We start from the raw sequence: 15,597 nt of genomic DNA, 5'->3' as shown, positions 1-15,597 counted from the left end.
AAATTGCTCATACGTCAAATCCGTTTTTTCGTAGCGAATAAATCTTGCATATGGTTTAGCTTCCGCACCAATTCCAATTTGACTGGGGAGAGGCGAATATTATTCTACAGGGTCGAAAACAACGCATTTTCCTCTTCCGCGTTTAGCTCTCCGCAAGTCGTATGAGGTTTTAAAACCTTGTTTATTATTAGCCATAAATTCACCTCATAAAAAATCATCCTTATAAAATAATATGTTGGTGATTATAGAATTCTAGAATTCTTAGACATTTGTGAAACTTACCAATTTAATTACTTTTTCCAACATCTTAAACAAACCTGCTTCGTTTGTTTAATAAGAAAAATACCTCCTTGCTTTTTGTGTTTTTTATTGGATTTATTCTTTAACCTGCTTCGATAGTTCAATACATATCGTTTTCATTTCTATAATCAAGGCAATAATTCCTCTAAGACAATCGAAAAGGAGGAAATTATTTTGTTATTATCAAAAGCTGGGAATTATATGAATCAGATAAAAGAATTGAAGGATTCTCTCCTCAGACATTAAAAGCGTATAAGCTCCAATCCAGGCTACTTATCCAAAACTTTAACGATGTGAATATTGCATTATTGACGACTGATCAACTTAAAGGATATTTAGCAAAATCAAGCAAACACCTAAAGCCATCAAGTTTGGCTCATCGAATACGATTTATTAAATCGATATTTCGTTGGTCACACGAGGAAGGGCATATTCAAAAAAATCCAGCTGCAAAAATCAAAGAACCTAAACAAGGAAAACGGATTCCTGAATTTTTAATGGAGAGAGAAATTGAACATTTGAGGGAAGCGTGTTTTACTCCAATGGAAAAAGCATTATTTGAATTTATGTTTTCAACAGGTTGTAGAATAGGCGAAATTATTTCTCTTAATAAAAATAGTATTAATTGGTCGAATCGCTCTGCAATTGTGCTTGGGAAGGGTGATAAGGAAAGGGAGGTTTACTTTAATATACGGTGTGAAATCTGGCTCAAGCGATATTTAGACCTTCGCCAGGATATAGACCTAGCTATTTTTGTTACTGAACGGCACCCACATAGAATGAGTATTGGACAGATGAGGTATATCATAAAACGAATATCAAGTCGGGCAGGGATCAACAAAGAAATCCATCCACACCAACTTCGCCACAGCTATGCGACACACCTATAGAACAACCTCTTTCATTCGTAGTAAAATTGGTTCTATGTTATTCATAAATAAGTCTCCTTAAAATTCAATATCTGCAGTATTGCACAGTAAATTTTAAGTTATTCATAAAATAAAGATTAGCTTACATTAAATTGAAGGGTATAGTGGTTTTACCACCGCGATAGCGGTTTTGTCCAATAAAGAAATTTTTGAAGAGCTTGGAGTGAAGGAGAAATTAACAAAAAAAATTTAAAATTAAAATATTCAGAATATTCTTGCGTGATTAAAAAAACCCAGCTATAATATGAATCAAATGGTTGTTTGTTTTATATTATAGGTTGCCTTTGGGCAATCTCATTAAACTTATGTTTGGCAAAAGTAAATTCTAGATTTACGAGTTTTTTCCTCACAATATTTAACAGAAGTATTATTCAGTATGTAAGCGCTTAATCACGAAGAACAAAAAAACATCTCACTATCACTTCATTTGCATAACTTACGTAAAGTAATAATTAAATTAAGATTTATTTAATTTGAATTAATAAGATTACCTAAAGTTGTGCATTAAACCCGCCTTAACTGATAAAAAACACTCTGCTGCAATAAATTACAAGACTTCTATTTTTAATATTTTGCAAAAAGCTGGATTTTTTGTAGGACTTAATTTTATAAGCAACACCTAATTTATTCTTGTTAGTTACTTGAAAGGAGTGATGGATCAAGAATAATACCAAAATGATCGTTTTTCAGAAGACTTGTAAATTGAGTATAAAGCGGAGGGGATTGTTATTAGAATTTAAGTGGGTGGCGGATGGGGTTCTCAATAAATAAAATGAAATCCAGATTTTACTTAATGTAGATTAATAAAGTTTAATTTTGAAACAAACATTTGATTTATTGACTATAATTCCCTGTAATCGTTTGTATTATATCTATGGTAGTTTTATCAACTTATATAAACAATTAAAGGAGTGTTTGCAGAATTCGGTATTGACAGTATGTCTTGTTGGTTCCGTATGGGAGACTTGGAACACCGCCAGGTCATGAGAGCAATGAGGCGTTTTGCAGATGAAGTATTACCTTACTTTAAATCTCCTGTTAATAAGGTAAAAATCTAATATTTGTTTAAAAAGAATTGTCAATACATTGAGAAGACTAAGCTGCGTTGCTAATAAAATTTCTTAAAAAAGGAGCGATTATAAAATGGGTAAAATTGAAGAAGCAAATAAATGAAAAAAGAAGGGGGAAATATATTGAAAATCCTTTCATCATTTCTAAAGTTTGATTCTTTACCTGCTGATCTTCAAGAAATTCTAATTGGAAACGGGCAAGGGTTTGGAAGTATATTCTGAAATATGCAAGGAGGGAAATTAATGGATAAAATCACCAGTATTGAATATTCTGATGTATCAATAGTGGAAATTCAGAATAATAAATCTCCTAATCAGTCATTAGAAAAAATTCATGAAACAGAAGTGTCTACTGGATTACTGGACAAAGGTCTGGAATTCATAGCACTTGGTTGCTTAATAATTAGTGTGTCTCTAGCCATTTTTGGTGTTATAGTCAGGTATTTCTTTGGTGTTTCTTTTGGAATTATCGAAGAAATATGTCGGTATTCAATCATCTATGGTGTTTTTGCGTATATTGGTCCACTAATTAAAAAGAACGAGCATATTAAAATGGATTTGATGGAAAATATACTAAAAGGTAAAGCCTTGCTAGTGAACGACTTAATTATTAGTATAATACTATCTTTTTCATATGCTTTCCTTTGTTGGACTGGAATTCAATGGGTTATATCATTATATCAACTAGGAATAATGACCAGTTCAGGGCTAATGCTGATGGTTATCCCTGCATTTGCTATTCCATTTGGGATGTTTTTTGGGTGGGTATACTCTCTTCAACAAATTTTCATAGATATCAATAAGATACGTAGATTAAAATCGTAGAAAGAGGGGATCAAAATGTTAATAACTGGGGCAATTATTTTTACCATTTTACTAGTAATGGGGGTTCCCGTTTGGTTAGCATTAGGGTTGGGCGGTGCATTTTGGGCTTTGGTACAAATGGGACTGCCGATTGAAAGTATTCCTTCTCAGTTTTTTAGCTCAACTGATAGCTGGATTTTATTAGCGATACCTTATTTTTTATTAGCGGGTAATCTAATGACTTATTTGGGTTCGGCAAACAAAATGTTAAAGGTAATAATTGATTTAGTAGGACATTTACGCGGAGGATTACCAGCAGCAGCTGTAATCACGTGTGCAATATTTGGAGCACTGTCAGGATCATCTATTGCCACAGTTATTGCTGTGGGATCCTTAATAATACCTCAGATGACCGCATTGGGCTATTCTAAACAGAATAGTTTAGGGATTGTAGCTTCTGCAGGTACCCTAGGGTCAATGATTCCACCTAGTGTTGTTTTTATTCTATATGCTTCAATCGTTCAAGAGAATGTTTCGGACCTTTTTATTTCAGGCATCGTACCTGGTATTTTTATAGCTTTAGTATTGGTCATAACTGCTGTAATTGTTAGTTTGCGTGAGACAGCAGTTATTAAAGAGAGAAGTAGTTTTGCCGAAATTAAAACTTCCTTATTGCAAGCGATTCCGTCATTGTTTATGCCGGTTATTGTTTTGGGGGGGATTTATAGCGGTATAGTTACTCCTACAGAATCTGCAGCAGTTGCAGTTTTGTACGTTCTTATTATCAGCTTCTTTTTTAATCGCAAAGAGTTTACTATAAAAAACATAAAGAAAAGTATAAGAGATTCAATGATTACTACCGCTGCGATCTACATTATATTAGGAGGGGCACAATTATTTTCGACTGCACTTACGTTTACCCAATTTCCACAAGCTATTACAGGATATATAGCAAATTTGACATTAGCACCTTGGATCATTATGCTGTTAATTTTATTTCTTTTCTTTGTTCTCGGTACATTCCTAGAACCACTTCCGATTCTTTTTATTACCATGCCAATTCTATATCCCATTGTGCTTCATTTAGGATATGATCCGATACATTTTGGGATTGTAACTTGTGCATTGATGATGATATCACAGATAACCCCTCCAGTAGGAGGCAGCCTATTTGCATTAAGTGGACATTTTAAAGAGAGTATAGTGGTTGTGTCGAGGGGATCTGTGCCTTACTTATATGCCTTAATTATTGCAACTCTTGTACTATTATACGTTCCTTGGCTAAGTACATTATTTATGTAATAAGCGAGTCCGGGTTCGTCAGCCTACATAGTTTCTAAAGGTGCTATGGTGATGTTAACGAAGCAGGCTGCTCTTGAATATATAGACAAAGGAATTCGTGTAAATTCTATTAATATATTAAAGCGTGAATTAAGAGAGATTTATGGGCAATCCAGAGGGAGTACAGTATCAGAAAGTTTTACTATCATGCACCGTGCTATTACAAAGGCATACCTTTCTGAAGCACCTTATGTAATCGCCTTAATAGAGCTGGACGTAGGGCCAACGATGATGAGTAATGTGATTAAATGTGATCCTGGCAGTGTAGAAATAGGTATGCAGGTTGAAGTCGTTTTCGAAGATTGGTCAGTAGAAATTTCGATTCCAAATTTTCGCCCTGTAAATGTTTAGATATTGTAATTAATTTAATTTTTGAGTACTAGTAATCGGTATAAAATCAAACATACGTTAGTTTTAATTATTTTATGAGGAAAACTGGAATGTACCAAGGAATTTAAACATTTAGAAAAATAGTGAATACCGGGCAGAGGAAAAACCACATTCACGATTTGTCCGATTTACACATATTGATCTCACCTATGAGCAGTTCCATCCGATGGGGACAATCCCGTTCGAATGATTCAAGGGGCACCGGTGCCGCTGGAAATTTATGAAGACTTCGAGAAGCGTATTAATATTATAATTACGGAAGCCTACGGGTCAACAGAGGTTGGGTTGGCGACGATAAACCGTTCTGAAACATTCCGAAAAGGTTCATGCGGTAAATAAAGTTTTTGAAACAGCCGTGATTGGTTTACCTTCTGAATTATCAGAAGAAGAGGTGATGGCAATTGTCATCGTAAAAGAGGGAGAGGAAATACAGCCTGAAGAGCTACTTGAATTCTGTCAAGTTCGTATGGCTCACTTCGCAGTTCCTCGGTATGTTCGATTTGTAAAGGAAATTCCGAAAAACACATTACAGCGAGTGGAGAAATACAAGCTTCAAGAGGCGATTACATCAGATACATGGGATCGTGAACTTGTAGGGTATAAGGTTAACCGTTAATTCATATTCCCAGTACCTATTGAAGCATGGTATGGATGGAATTTATGAAAAGTGAAGGTCCTAGAGTTGATAAATAATAGGGGGAATTAGGATGAAAAAGTTTAATAGAATACTATGTCTAATACTTGTTTTATTTTTAGCGGCTTGTGGAAATTCGACTCAATCTACCAATAATGTAACAACGGGTGCTAATGGATCAAATTCTTCTAATCAGGAAAAATATGTTTTGAGGTTGGCTCATGGCTATCCAACAGCATCATTTATGCATACTTTTGTAGAGTGGTACAACGAAGAAATACAAAAACGAAGCGATGGACGATTATCACTTGAAATCTATCCAACTGCTCAGTTAATGCCAGTTGATCAAGAAGTGCCAGCCATATTACAGGGTCAAATTGATATGAGTCAAACGTCTTCCCCTGTTTTAGCAAGTTTTGATCCAATTTGGAATTTTTATGAATTACCGTTTCTCTTTGATTTTGATCCTAAAAATCCTTCTGTATTTTTAGAAAATCGAATGAAATTTAATAGCAGTGAGAACGGCGGACAAAAATTCGCAAAAATGATGGAAGAAAAAGGATTGAAAATATTGTCACTTAGCTTTGTTGATATGTTTGGTTCCGTATATACCGCTGATGCCGATAATTTAATCACTGGACCGGCTAGCGCAAAAGGTTTAAAGCTAAGAACACCAGGTGGTATTATTGGGCCTGAAACTGTAAAAGCAATTGGGGCAAACGGTATGACCATTGCTGCCGCTGAAGTCGTACCTGCCCTGCAGCAAAAAACAGTAGATGGGGTATTAACTACACCAATTTATGCTTCCGATGCAATGATGCCGCTAAAATCGGTTTCGTTAGTCCCATTGTTTAGCAGTGTAACACCACTTATTATTTCTCAAAAAAAGTTTGAGTCTTTGCCAGAGGACCTTCAGGAAATCCTTATACAAACAGGGAAGGATTTAGAAGAACATGCCAAGAAGATGGTAGAGGAAAAAGCTAAAACGGCTTATGCCAATCTAGAAAAAGAAGGGGTAAAAATTTATTATCCGACAGAAAAAGAGATAAAAGAGTGGGAGAATGCCACAAATCCAGTAAAGGAAGTCTTTGTAAATAAAGTTGAGGGAGGAAAAGAGCTTTTAGATGAACTAACTAATTTGAAATAGTAGGTTTAAAACTAGAAGTAAATATTAAGATTCATCTGAGTTCAATAGATAATTCTATTGAACTCAGATATCTTAAAAAGGAGTAAATAATAAGAATTTATCCGAAATACAGAAGGGAGTTAATCATGAAAATAGAAGACAAAATGGCCATACAGGAATTATTAGGCAGAGCTGCCTATGGTTATGATGAACGAAAATTAGATTTGTTAACACAATGCTTTACTGAAGATGCGGTGATGACTGTACGCATTGAAGGGAGAGACCCGATCAGACCTTTTGAAGGCCATCAAGCGATCATGAAGTTAATGACAAGATCTATGGAAAAACAGACAGATCGACGGCTTCATGATATCTCCAATATCTTTTTTGAAACAGAAGGGGAGGAATCTGCTACCGTTGTTTCAAGTTTAACACTTCAAGGGGTAGAAAATGGAAACATTAGGCTTATTTCAAACGGTTATTATCGAGATGAGGTAGTAAAAGTCGGGGACCGTTGGAAAGTGAGAAGAAGGCATTTAGATTTGAGGCTCCCTTCCTAGAATAGATTTTTCCTTTAATACTAATAAAAGACACTTTGATTTTATCTATTAAAGAGAAATGATTTTTTTACACATCTAATTCAAAATGAGGAATTCGAAGCGGTTATCGTTCACTTTGATTTCGAAAAGAAAAAAAGTTATTCGATTCCTATTGAGAGGCGAAATATAATGGAAAAGTTATTGATAAATAAGTTGTTTCTATAAATATAGTATAGCCCCTTAGTTGCTAGGGGCTTTCGATTGTTGTCATAAGAATATATCTATTCTCTAATTTCATAAGTAAGTTATTATGAAGAGTAAAATTCTTTATTTCAGGGAAGACCATTTTTAGTGAAAGGGTCTTTTTTTCATTCCTTCATTCCTACTTTTAAGGTTGGTGCTTTAAATTTTTAATATAAAAGCGTCCGTTTGTTGTAGATTGAAAAATACGAAAGTACCACAAATTGGCTATTTGGTTATTTTACTAATGCTGCTCTTTTAAGAAGTAACTAGCAATTCAAATTGAATTAAAATGTGAAGGCTCACTTAGCCATGATTTCAGATATTCAATGAACTTTTTCGTAGCTGGAGCAAGTGCTTTAAAAGATGTAGCAGGAATACCAATTGTACGATAATTTTCTCCCTCTAACTTAAGAGTTCGAACATTTGTTGGAACCCAATCCTCTTTTGTTATGTTTTTGGTGTAATAATTACGGAATTATGTCACATTTCGAAATAATTGAACAAAATGCGACCATAAAAAAAGCTAGTATCAAGTGACATTTTTTTAATAAAACGGGCAATATGCCTCGGACAAGTGACCAAGTAGCTTTTAAACTAAGGAATAAATTATCAAGCAAGTATAAATAAAGGAGGGAATATCAATGGCAGGAAACGAACGGAACAGAAATAATGTCAATACAAATGTAGATGTTGATACAGATATCGATAATAGAGTAAGAAATAGAAGCGAATCAGAGGCTGAGGCTGATGTTCGAAACGTTGATAAAAATACCAATGTAGCTCGTACAACAATAACAAACTCTGGTAATTCAAGAGTAGATATTACATTAAACAGTAGAAGTAATTCAAGGGTTGCGTCTGATCAAGAACAAGAGAATAATCAGAATCAAAATTTAAACGTTGATGTTGATGTTGAAGAACGACGCAGACGTAGAGTATTTAATGAAGAATCTTAACTTTTATTATGGGTGGGGTTATTAAACCTCATTCTTTTTACACAAAGGAATAATAGCCGTTTTTCACCATATCCGCTATAACGAAAGCATCTTTTTTATCACTCTTCGATTGAGTATTGTCACGATTCTCTTTATTTCTTTTTACTAAGTGGGGATTCACAGTAACTACCTCAATGTTTTGTTTATACAGCCATTTTGATAGGTTAATCCATTAATGTCCTGTAGGTTCCATACCCACTATTGTTGAATCTAAGTTTTTTAGTTTTTGTAAGTTTTGAATCCAACTTAATAATTTTACGAACCCCTCTTCATTATTTTCAAACTTAAGAGGATCTCCAATTACAATTCCACGGAAGTTAACAGCTCAAGAAACGTGTAATTGTTGGGCTATATCCACACCTACAATTAGATGTGTATCGGAAATTCTTTCTATTAGTTGATTTGTTTGTCCTGCATTTTAAAATTCATAGTAGGGCTTCCTACTTAAGATTTCGAGTTAGATTGGACTCTATACTCGTATCTTACTGAGGGGCTCTATTTTTTTCAAACCTGTTATTTAACGATCTACAGGAATGATAACCTCCGACGTTAATGCCCATCGGATCCATTTTGACTATCCCTATACGAAAGAAATGGAAAAATGGTCCTTTACTAGGAGATTGGCTAAATCAATGTGTAAATGAGTTGCTGGGTGAAAAGGGACATATAGCCTCCATTGATTATTCTAATCGAAAGGCTGCCTATGTTGGCGAAACGCTTTATTCTGGAGGGAGAGTTATCTCTTGTAATGAAGAAGAGAGGGAATTTCAAATAGAGGTCTTTATAAAAAATGAAGCGGATGAAATTTTAGCTCCTGGATTTGCGGCTGTTGTGCGAATGTAGGAATTGAATTCATACAAGTTAACAATCACCTCTAATTCAAAAGGTAACCATGGAGAGTTCTAATTAGGAAAAACCAGATGGGAAAGTTCCTATAACAGGGAACGTGTTTAAGGTTTAGAATGCAATGAGTAAGTGTTTTCTGAGGCTAACGCTAGAATATTTGCTATCTATTATTCTATAAAATAGCGGAGAATGGGGAATCCATTCACCGCTTTTTTTCTGCAAATGAATATATGTAGAGGGAAATTTTTCTATACGGATTCTACAGCTATTTACGTACCTCGTACGTAAAGAAAGTATCTACCTTGTCCACTAAATTTTTCTCATCGGCAATGACTGCTTCATCATCTAGATGTCCAGCTTGCCACTGGTTAAATTCTTCAAGACTATTAAACCATATTTCTGCAAATCCGTTGTAACCAAGTGGTGATTCACCAGGTGGATAAGCGTCGTACTGAATATGGTTTTGTACATAACGGTTACAGTGCTTCCACCATGTTCTATTTATGACTAATTTGCTGTGATAGTTTGACCAATGATTGTGAAATTCTTTAACGGGTATATGTTTTGATTTTTTTATAAAAGAGATTCTTTTGATCTTGCTTTTTTGCTCCCAGTTAGGGGTTGAATACTTCTCAACCTCGTTTGTAAATAAGCGGATAAGTTTGTCCTGTTCGACAAGTTTCTTTGTATCAGCAGCTACTACATTGAGTTCTGGCAGTCGTGACCATTCCCGGAAACTTTCTACACTATCAACCCAAAAATGTGCGACACCGTCATAAGCTGGCTTATGATCAGGATGCAACGCATGTAAAGTATGGGATTGAACGTAATTTTTCATATATTTAAACCAAGAGGGAGTACCCATCGCAATATCAGCATGTTCATTGAGCCAATGATCATGAAACTCGGGGATTGATAAATCGTTATTCTTTTTCATAACAGTGGATACCTTTATCAACTGATTTCCTCCTTTTTCATATTAAAGAGGCTGCAAAAGATATGAGTTATCCTAAACAGCCTCTATAAAACGATATTAATATTAGTATGTTATTTTACAGATGCGGAGAATTGCTTTTTGAGTGCGTTTGTAATTCTCTTCATTGCATCCTGTGCATCGGACATAAGTACAGGCATCCAGAAGAACCCATGGATTTGACCATCATAACGAACGACTTCAACTGGAACTCCTGCTTCTTTTAATCTAGCAGCATAGGCCTCACCTTCATCACGCAACACATCGTATTCACACGTAAATACAAGTGCCGGTGGTAGACCAGTAAGGTCTTCTGCAAGAATAGGAGAAGCATACGGGTGTGATTTTTCTTCATCATTATTTAAATATTGATCCGCAAACCAACGCATAGCCGTTGTTTCTAAGTAGCAACCTTTTCCATTTTCTAAATAGGAGTTTGTGCTAAAGGAGAAATCAGTTACTCCATATAAAATAATTTGATAGGAGATATTTGGACCCCCACGGTCTTTTGCCATTAAAGGAATCACGGCCGCTAAGTTTCCTCCTGCACTATCGCCACATGTGGCAATACGGTTAGGTTCCCCATTATAATTGGCGATATTTTCAGCCGCCCATTTCGTAGCAGCATAACAGTCTTCAATTCCAACTGGGAATTTATATTCAGGCGCAAGGCGGTAATCGACAGAAACAACCAAACATTCGGTAGAATTTGCGAGCGATCGACAAATTGGATCTACAATTTCTAGATCACCTAGTACCCAACCGCCTCCATGGAAGAACATAATAACCGGGAATGGACCTTCTCCTTCTGGAGTGTATAAACGAAGCGTAATTTCCGATCCATCCACAGGAATCTGAACATCTTCAACTTTAGCAACTTCTTGTACCTCTCCACGTAAATCTTTGTAAAAAGCCATAAGCCCGTCCCTGTTTTCTTGCACGGACATCTCCTCAATTTTAGGAACACCTGAGGCAAAGGCCTCATTAATTTGATCTACTAGTTTTTTTACTGCCGGTTGTAATGTCATTCTAAATTCCTCCTATATTTTTTTGAAATCGTTTTCATATTTATTATAGAGGCTAGTATAATAGAACGCAATATAATAATTAGAAAATTCTAAAAGTAGTTTCGCCATAACGAACGATCGGTTAGTTGGCAGAAAAATCAGAAAAATAAAAAGTAAATATAGACTTTACCCATGAAGGTTGATAAAATTAAATCAAACAACCGTTAGTTTTAGGTAAGAGTGTTTTTTTATGTTCATGCTTGGTATTCATCATCCAAGTACCTATGATTGTATGTAAACAATATTCTGAATAATTGGAATGCTGTTTATAATAAAACGACATCTTAGATTTTCCTATTTTGATAGTAAATAAAAGGAGGAGAGATTGAGATGACTACATTAATTGCATTGCACCCAAAAGCAGTAGAGTTTACTTCCAAACCATTAAAAATGTTTATTGGTGGCCAGTGGGTAGACGCGATTTCCGGAAAAAGGACGGAAATAAGAAATCCGGCAACTGGAGAGTTAATCACAACTGCAGCCGAAGGTGATAAGGAAGATGTGGACAGAGCAGTAAGAGCTGCTAGAAAAGCATTTGAAGAAGGCCCTTGGCCAAAAATGAAACCCAATGAGCGTGCTAGATTGATTTTAAAACTAGCGGATCTAATTGAAGAAAATGCAGAAGAATTAGCTCACTTAGACACACTTGATTATGGACAGCCGGTTTCATTAACCACCGGTTTTGCAGCTGCAGCTGCAGACAATTTCCGTTACTACGCAGGATGGGCCACAAAAATTACGGGAGAAACCATACCTTCTTCGACACCAGGGAATATCTTTAATTACACAATCCGTGAACCTATTGGCGTGTGTGCAGGGATTGTTCCTTGGAATGCTCCATTAATGAATGCCATCATGAAAGTATCCGCTCCTCTTGCCGTTGGAAATACAGTGATTGTTAAACCATCTGAAGAAACCCCTATCAGTCTATTAAGATTTGCTGAACTGGTACAAGAGGCTGGTTTCCCAGATGGTGTTGTAAATATTGTCACTGGTTATGGTCCAACTGTTGGTTCAGCATTAGCATCTCACACTGATGTTGATAAGATTGCCTTTACCGGATCTACGGTAACTGGAAGACAAATTATCCAAAATAGTGCATCAAATATTAAAAAAGTAACTCTAGAACTAGGCGGAAAATCTGCCCATATTATTTTTGCAGATGCTGACTATGAAACGGCTCTTGCTAATGCTGCCAATTCGATCTTCTTTAATTCCGGTCAAGTGTGCTTTGCTGGTTCAAGATTGTTTATTGAGAGTAAAATTTATGACCGATTCCTAGCAGACCTAGCGGAATATTCCAAGAACTATAAAGTTGGAAACGGTTTCGATAAGGAAACTGTCATCGGACCTCTTATTTCAGCAAAACAGAAAAGTCGGGTCTTAAATTATTTGGATATTGGACAAAGAGAAGGGGCCGAAGTCGTGATTGGTGGAGATGCAACTGAAGCTGATTTGGCAAAAGGTCATTTCGTCAAGCCAACGGTTCTTTCTAATGTCCACAATGAAATGACTATTGCAAGAGAAGAAATCTTTGGTCCAGTCGTTGGGGCTATGCCGTTCAATGACATTGACGAGGTTGTTAAACAGGCGAACGATACAGTCTATGGTTTAGGTGGAGGAATTTGTACAACCGATCTTCGTAAAGCACATAAGGTTGCCCATGCATTAAGAACAGGGAATGTATGGATCAATACTTACAATATTACTGAACCTGGTTCGCCATTTGGAGGATTTAAACAAAGTGGACTTGGAAGAGAGAATGGTGCAGCTTCCATTGATGCGTATACAGAAATCAAAAATGTTTGGGTGAACTTAGATTAAATATACTCTTTTCGCATAGCGAATCGGCATTTAGGTTTTTATATTGTTTTCTAGCGATGTATTGAATTGTAAAAGGGATCAGCCCGATCTCTTTTACGTTTATCAAATAATAGTGAATGAGGGGGAAATGTAAAATGAGAGCACTTGTTTTAGAAGATATCAGAAAAATGGTTTTGAAAGATGTTCCAGATCCAACCATTGATAAAAATGGAGTCATTGTGAAAGTAAAAGCAAATGGTGTTTGCCGAAGTGATTGGCATGTATGGGCTGGAGAACTTGCTTCAGGTTCCAATGTGTTAGGCCATGAGTTATGTGGTGTCATCGAAGAGGTAGGAAGCGAAGTAAAGAACTTTAAAAAAGGTGACCGTGTCATTATACCGATTACTGGAAGTGAGGGCTCATGTCCGCACTGTTTAAAAGGGAACGTTCATTTATGTGACTCTCCTGATATTCCAGGATTTACTTATTCCGGCGGTTTTGGAGAATATGTACCGGTTCCGCATGCGGATCGCAATCTCGTTCATCTTCCAGAGGAAATCGGTTTCCGTGATGGCGCCGCTCTCGGTTGCCGGGTAATGACCTCATACCATGGAGTTGTTGATATCGCGAAGGTTCGCCCTGGAGAAACAGTTGTAGTATACGGCTGCGGCGGAATTGGCTTGTCTGCAATTCATATTGCAAAATCATTAGGGGCGCATGTAATTGGCGTGGATATTAATGAATCGAATCTGAGTTTAGCAAAAGAAATGGGTGCGATTCATACGGTAAACAGCAAAAATAATAACCCGATTGAAGCAGTCCAGGAATTAACAAGAGGTGGAGCAGATGTATCTGTGGATGCTCTAGGGATTGCCCAAACATGTGTAAATGCGATTCATAGCTTAAGAAAAGGTGGAAGACACTTACAAATTGGTGTCACCTCGAAGGCAGAATCTGGTTATATTTCCATTCCAATCGATGAGATGCTGATGAAAGGAATTCATTTGTATACGACGTTAGGACTGCCTGTTCACCGTTTTGATAAGCTTTTGGCTTCTGTGGCTCAAGGTGATTTACAGCCAGGAAAAATGGTTTCGGGTGAGATTGCTCTATCTGATGTAAATCAAATTTTTGAAGATATGGCGAATTTCTCAAATACTGGAACCTATGTCATAACAAAATTTGACTAATGGTTTAACCGTGATTCCTTTTTAAAACAGAGGTACTGCGCGGTTCATCCTTACTAGCTTTCTAGAGTTTAATTTAAACAATGGGTATTAGGCTGAAGGAGGGGAGAGCGATCTTCTCTCCTCATTTTAACTTATAAGGAAGTATAAATTTCGCTATTAGACCATTTATTTCAGTTAGGATAAATTTTACCGAAAATCCTTCTGTTTTATTTCCATTCCTTTTCATTTTAACGCTTTATCCAATCACAATTGGCTAACGTAGATTTGATTTATTTGGAATATTTAAAATTGAGTGATTAATGCCTAATTCTGCCCCATTTTGGGTAGAGCGTGTCAACCATATTTCGCACAGCAAAGGTAACGACTCTTACATCAGTTCACATAAGTTAACAATAGAAAAGCTTTTCCTAGCAATATATAGATATATAGTTTATCTAGTTCTCACATTGTCCTGTCAGCTTCACACCAGAGAATTACTCCCATCGCATGTGACAGTAGGAATACCCCAAGCGGAAGGAGCAGTCATATAATGACAATTTACACAACGACTTCAACTCGCACCTAAATGACCTTTTTCATTGCCACTGGCAGGGTTACAAAATTCAGGTTCAAAACCATAATGGAATACAAAGTTTTGAAATTCTTCTGTCAGTTCTATACCTCCATTAGGTATTACCTTCTTTACAGCTGGGGCAAGATTATCGAATCGAATCGAATTGTCTTTGGCACTCCACCTATGTAATGAAATATTCGCTTTAATCCTTCTAAAAAACACTCTCTATTTTGTGAAAAAAGACCTGAAAATAAAAAGCATTACTATTAGGAAAGGAAAGCGCTAGAAAGGGTAAATCAATAGTCTCTCCATTATGTTTAAACGGTGCTTCCACAAAGTCCACCTGAGCTGTACCTGACTTTGCTTCTAATGGGATGGCAGAATTCGAGGTATCCTCTAATAATTCTACTTTTCTACTAGACACATATTCTCTAACTGTTCGGTCTGCACCCTTAAAACTATAATCACTAACCAATTGGTCAAATATTCTTTTTGCTTACGATACTTTTTCTTTATCTTCAAATCCTCCTGGAGCCACTTATCAATAATTGGGCTTACAGGATCCATTACTTTGCCCTTTCTAACCTGTTTATGCCTTTTTTCGTTTTTAAAGTTGCAGAACTTCAATAGGATAAAATTTACCTTAGTGCACATGATGGGGCATCTTATCGAGCATTCGTTTCAAATTTGGTCCGATGTTTTACTAGATGAAAAGGTAGAAATGTTAGTTTCTAAAAACGATAAAACATTACAACACCTTAATTTGCAATGGGAAAGAGAATCCAATGATTTTT

At 36.1% G+C, this 15,597-nt stretch carries 13 protein-coding genes and 3 pseudogenes; 12 read left to right on the top strand and 4 right to left on the bottom strand.

The features are described from left to right. The first annotated feature begins 479 nt into the window (after positions 1–479). The 9 genes and pseudogenes from AC2TFD_RS17330 to AC2TFD_RS17290 all read left to right on the top strand — a co-directional run bounded on the left by AC2TFD_RS17330 (position 480) and on the right by AC2TFD_RS17290 (position 8,332). Entirely contained in the window at positions 480–1,190 is a 711-nt protein-coding gene (locus tag AC2TFD_RS17330; protein WP_420489121.1) for a tyrosine-type recombinase/integrase, read from the top strand. A gap of 1,352 nt (positions 1,191–2,542) precedes the next feature. Next, positions 2,543–3,124, top strand: a complete 582-nt coding sequence (locus AC2TFD_RS17325) for a TRAP transporter small permease (RefSeq protein ID WP_335519472.1) — start codon at positions 2,543–2,545, stop codon at positions 3,122–3,124. A gap of 15 nt (positions 3,125–3,139) precedes the next feature. Beyond that, positions 3,140–4,405, top strand: a complete 1,266-nt coding sequence (locus AC2TFD_RS17320; protein ID WP_484673631.1) for a TRAP transporter large permease — start codon at positions 3,140–3,142, stop codon at positions 4,403–4,405. 18 nt (positions 4,406–4,423) lie between these two features. Next, positions 4,424–4,507, top strand: a pseudogene (locus tag AC2TFD_RS17315) (short chain dehydrogenase); the annotation flags it as partial. Between the two features lie 84 nt (positions 4,508–4,591). Continuing rightward, on the top strand, positions 4,592–4,795 hold the full coding sequence (locus AC2TFD_RS17310) for a Zn-ribbon domain-containing OB-fold protein (RefSeq protein WP_484676334.1): 204 nt from the start codon (positions 4,592–4,594) through the stop codon (positions 4,793–4,795). A 343-nt stretch (positions 4,796–5,138) separates the two neighbouring features. After that, on the top strand, positions 5,139–5,450 hold the full coding sequence (locus AC2TFD_RS17305) for an AMP-binding enzyme (RefSeq protein WP_484676333.1): 312 nt from the start codon (positions 5,139–5,141) through the stop codon (positions 5,448–5,450). 91 nt (positions 5,451–5,541) lie between these two features. Further along, entirely contained in the window at positions 5,542–6,615 is a 1,074-nt protein-coding gene (locus AC2TFD_RS17300; RefSeq protein ID WP_335519485.1) for a TRAP transporter substrate-binding protein, read from the top strand. A gap of 125 nt (positions 6,616–6,740) precedes the next feature. Then, the gene (locus AC2TFD_RS17295; protein ID WP_335519488.1) at positions 6,741–7,154 is read left to right on the top strand and encodes a nuclear transport factor 2 family protein; all 414 of its coding nucleotides are present in this window, start codon (positions 6,741–6,743) and stop codon (positions 7,152–7,154) included. A gap of 863 nt (positions 7,155–8,017) precedes the next feature. Continuing rightward, the gene (locus tag AC2TFD_RS17290; protein WP_335519491.1) at positions 8,018–8,332 is read left to right on the top strand and encodes a hypothetical protein; all 315 of its coding nucleotides are present in this window, start codon (positions 8,018–8,020) and stop codon (positions 8,330–8,332) included. 40 nt (positions 8,333–8,372) lie between these two features. On the opposite strand, the pseudogene AC2TFD_RS17285 reads toward AC2TFD_RS17290, so the two are convergent. Beyond that, positions 8,373–8,800, bottom strand: a pseudogene (locus AC2TFD_RS17285) (IS110 family transposase); the annotation flags it as partial. Between the two features lie 141 nt (positions 8,801–8,941). Here AC2TFD_RS17285 and AC2TFD_RS17280 point away from each other — a divergent pair. Continuing rightward, on the top strand, positions 8,942–9,214 hold the full coding sequence (locus AC2TFD_RS17280; protein ID WP_335519494.1) for a hotdog family protein: 273 nt from the start codon (positions 8,942–8,944) through the stop codon (positions 9,212–9,214). 268 nt (positions 9,215–9,482) lie between these two features. Here AC2TFD_RS17280 and AC2TFD_RS17275 read toward each other — a convergent pair whose 3' ends face one another. Both AC2TFD_RS17275 and AC2TFD_RS17270 read right to left on the bottom strand, forming a co-directional pair. After that, positions 9,483–10,175, bottom strand: coding sequence for an EthD domain-containing protein (locus AC2TFD_RS17275; protein WP_335519497.1), 693 nt, complete (start codon positions 10,173–10,175; stop codon positions 9,483–9,485). An 89-nt stretch (positions 10,176–10,264) separates the two neighbouring features. After that, the gene (locus AC2TFD_RS17270; protein WP_335519500.1) at positions 10,265–11,218 is read right to left on the bottom strand and encodes an alpha/beta hydrolase; all 954 of its coding nucleotides are present in this window, start codon (positions 11,216–11,218) and stop codon (positions 10,265–10,267) included. A gap of 369 nt (positions 11,219–11,587) precedes the next feature. On the opposite strand from AC2TFD_RS17270, the gene AC2TFD_RS17265 reads away from it, so the two are divergent. Both AC2TFD_RS17265 and AC2TFD_RS17260 read left to right on the top strand, forming a co-directional pair. After that, the gene (locus AC2TFD_RS17265) at positions 11,588–13,081 is read left to right on the top strand and encodes an aldehyde dehydrogenase family protein (protein WP_484673630.1); all 1,494 of its coding nucleotides are present in this window, start codon (positions 11,588–11,590) and stop codon (positions 13,079–13,081) included. Between the two features lie 134 nt (positions 13,082–13,215). Next, positions 13,216–14,250: a zinc-binding dehydrogenase gene (locus AC2TFD_RS17260; protein WP_484673629.1), complete on the top strand. Its 1,035-nt coding sequence runs from the start codon at positions 13,216–13,218 to the stop codon at positions 14,248–14,250. Between the two features lie 556 nt (positions 14,251–14,806). On the opposite strand, the pseudogene AC2TFD_RS17255 reads toward AC2TFD_RS17260, so the two are convergent. Further along, a pseudogene (locus AC2TFD_RS17255) lies at positions 14,807–15,400 on the bottom strand (transposase); the annotation flags it as partial. Between the last annotated feature and the right edge of the window lie 197 nt (positions 15,401–15,597).

The organism is Neobacillus sp. plas4 (genome assembly GCF_057221695.1).
The sequence above is the reverse complement of the archived record's forward strand: the minus strand, read 5'-3'. Positions and strand labels throughout refer to the sequence as shown.

What these genes read in the sequence shown, in the direction of transcription:
- AC2TFD_RS17320 (WP_484673631.1), top strand. Translation starts at nt 3,140, where the DNA reads ATGTTAATAACTGGGGCAATTATTTTTACCATTTTACTAGTAATGGGG.
- AC2TFD_RS17300 (WP_335519485.1), top strand. Translation starts at nt 5,542, where the DNA reads ATGAAAAAGTTTAATAGAATACTATGTCTAATACTTGTTTTATTTTTA.
- AC2TFD_RS17295 (WP_335519488.1), top strand. Translation starts at nt 6,741, where the DNA reads ATGAAAATAGAAGACAAAATGGCCATACAGGAATTATTAGGCAGAGCT.
- AC2TFD_RS17270 (WP_335519500.1), bottom strand. Translation starts at nt 11,218, where the DNA reads ATGACATTACAACCGGCAGTAAAAAAACTAGTAGATCAAATTAATGAG.
- AC2TFD_RS17265 (WP_484673630.1), top strand. Translation starts at nt 11,588, where the DNA reads ATGACTACATTAATTGCATTGCACCCAAAAGCAGTAGAGTTTACTTCC.
- AC2TFD_RS17325 (WP_335519472.1), top strand. Translation starts at nt 2,543, where the DNA reads ATGGATAAAATCACCAGTATTGAATATTCTGATGTATCAATAGTGGAA.
- AC2TFD_RS17310 (WP_484676334.1), top strand. Translation starts at nt 4,592, where the DNA reads ATGCACCGTGCTATTACAAAGGCATACCTTTCTGAAGCACCTTATGTA.
- AC2TFD_RS17290 (WP_335519491.1), top strand. Translation starts at nt 8,018, where the DNA reads ATGGCAGGAAACGAACGGAACAGAAATAATGTCAATACAAATGTAGAT.
- AC2TFD_RS17260 (WP_484673629.1), top strand. Translation starts at nt 13,216, where the DNA reads ATGAGAGCACTTGTTTTAGAAGATATCAGAAAAATGGTTTTGAAAGAT.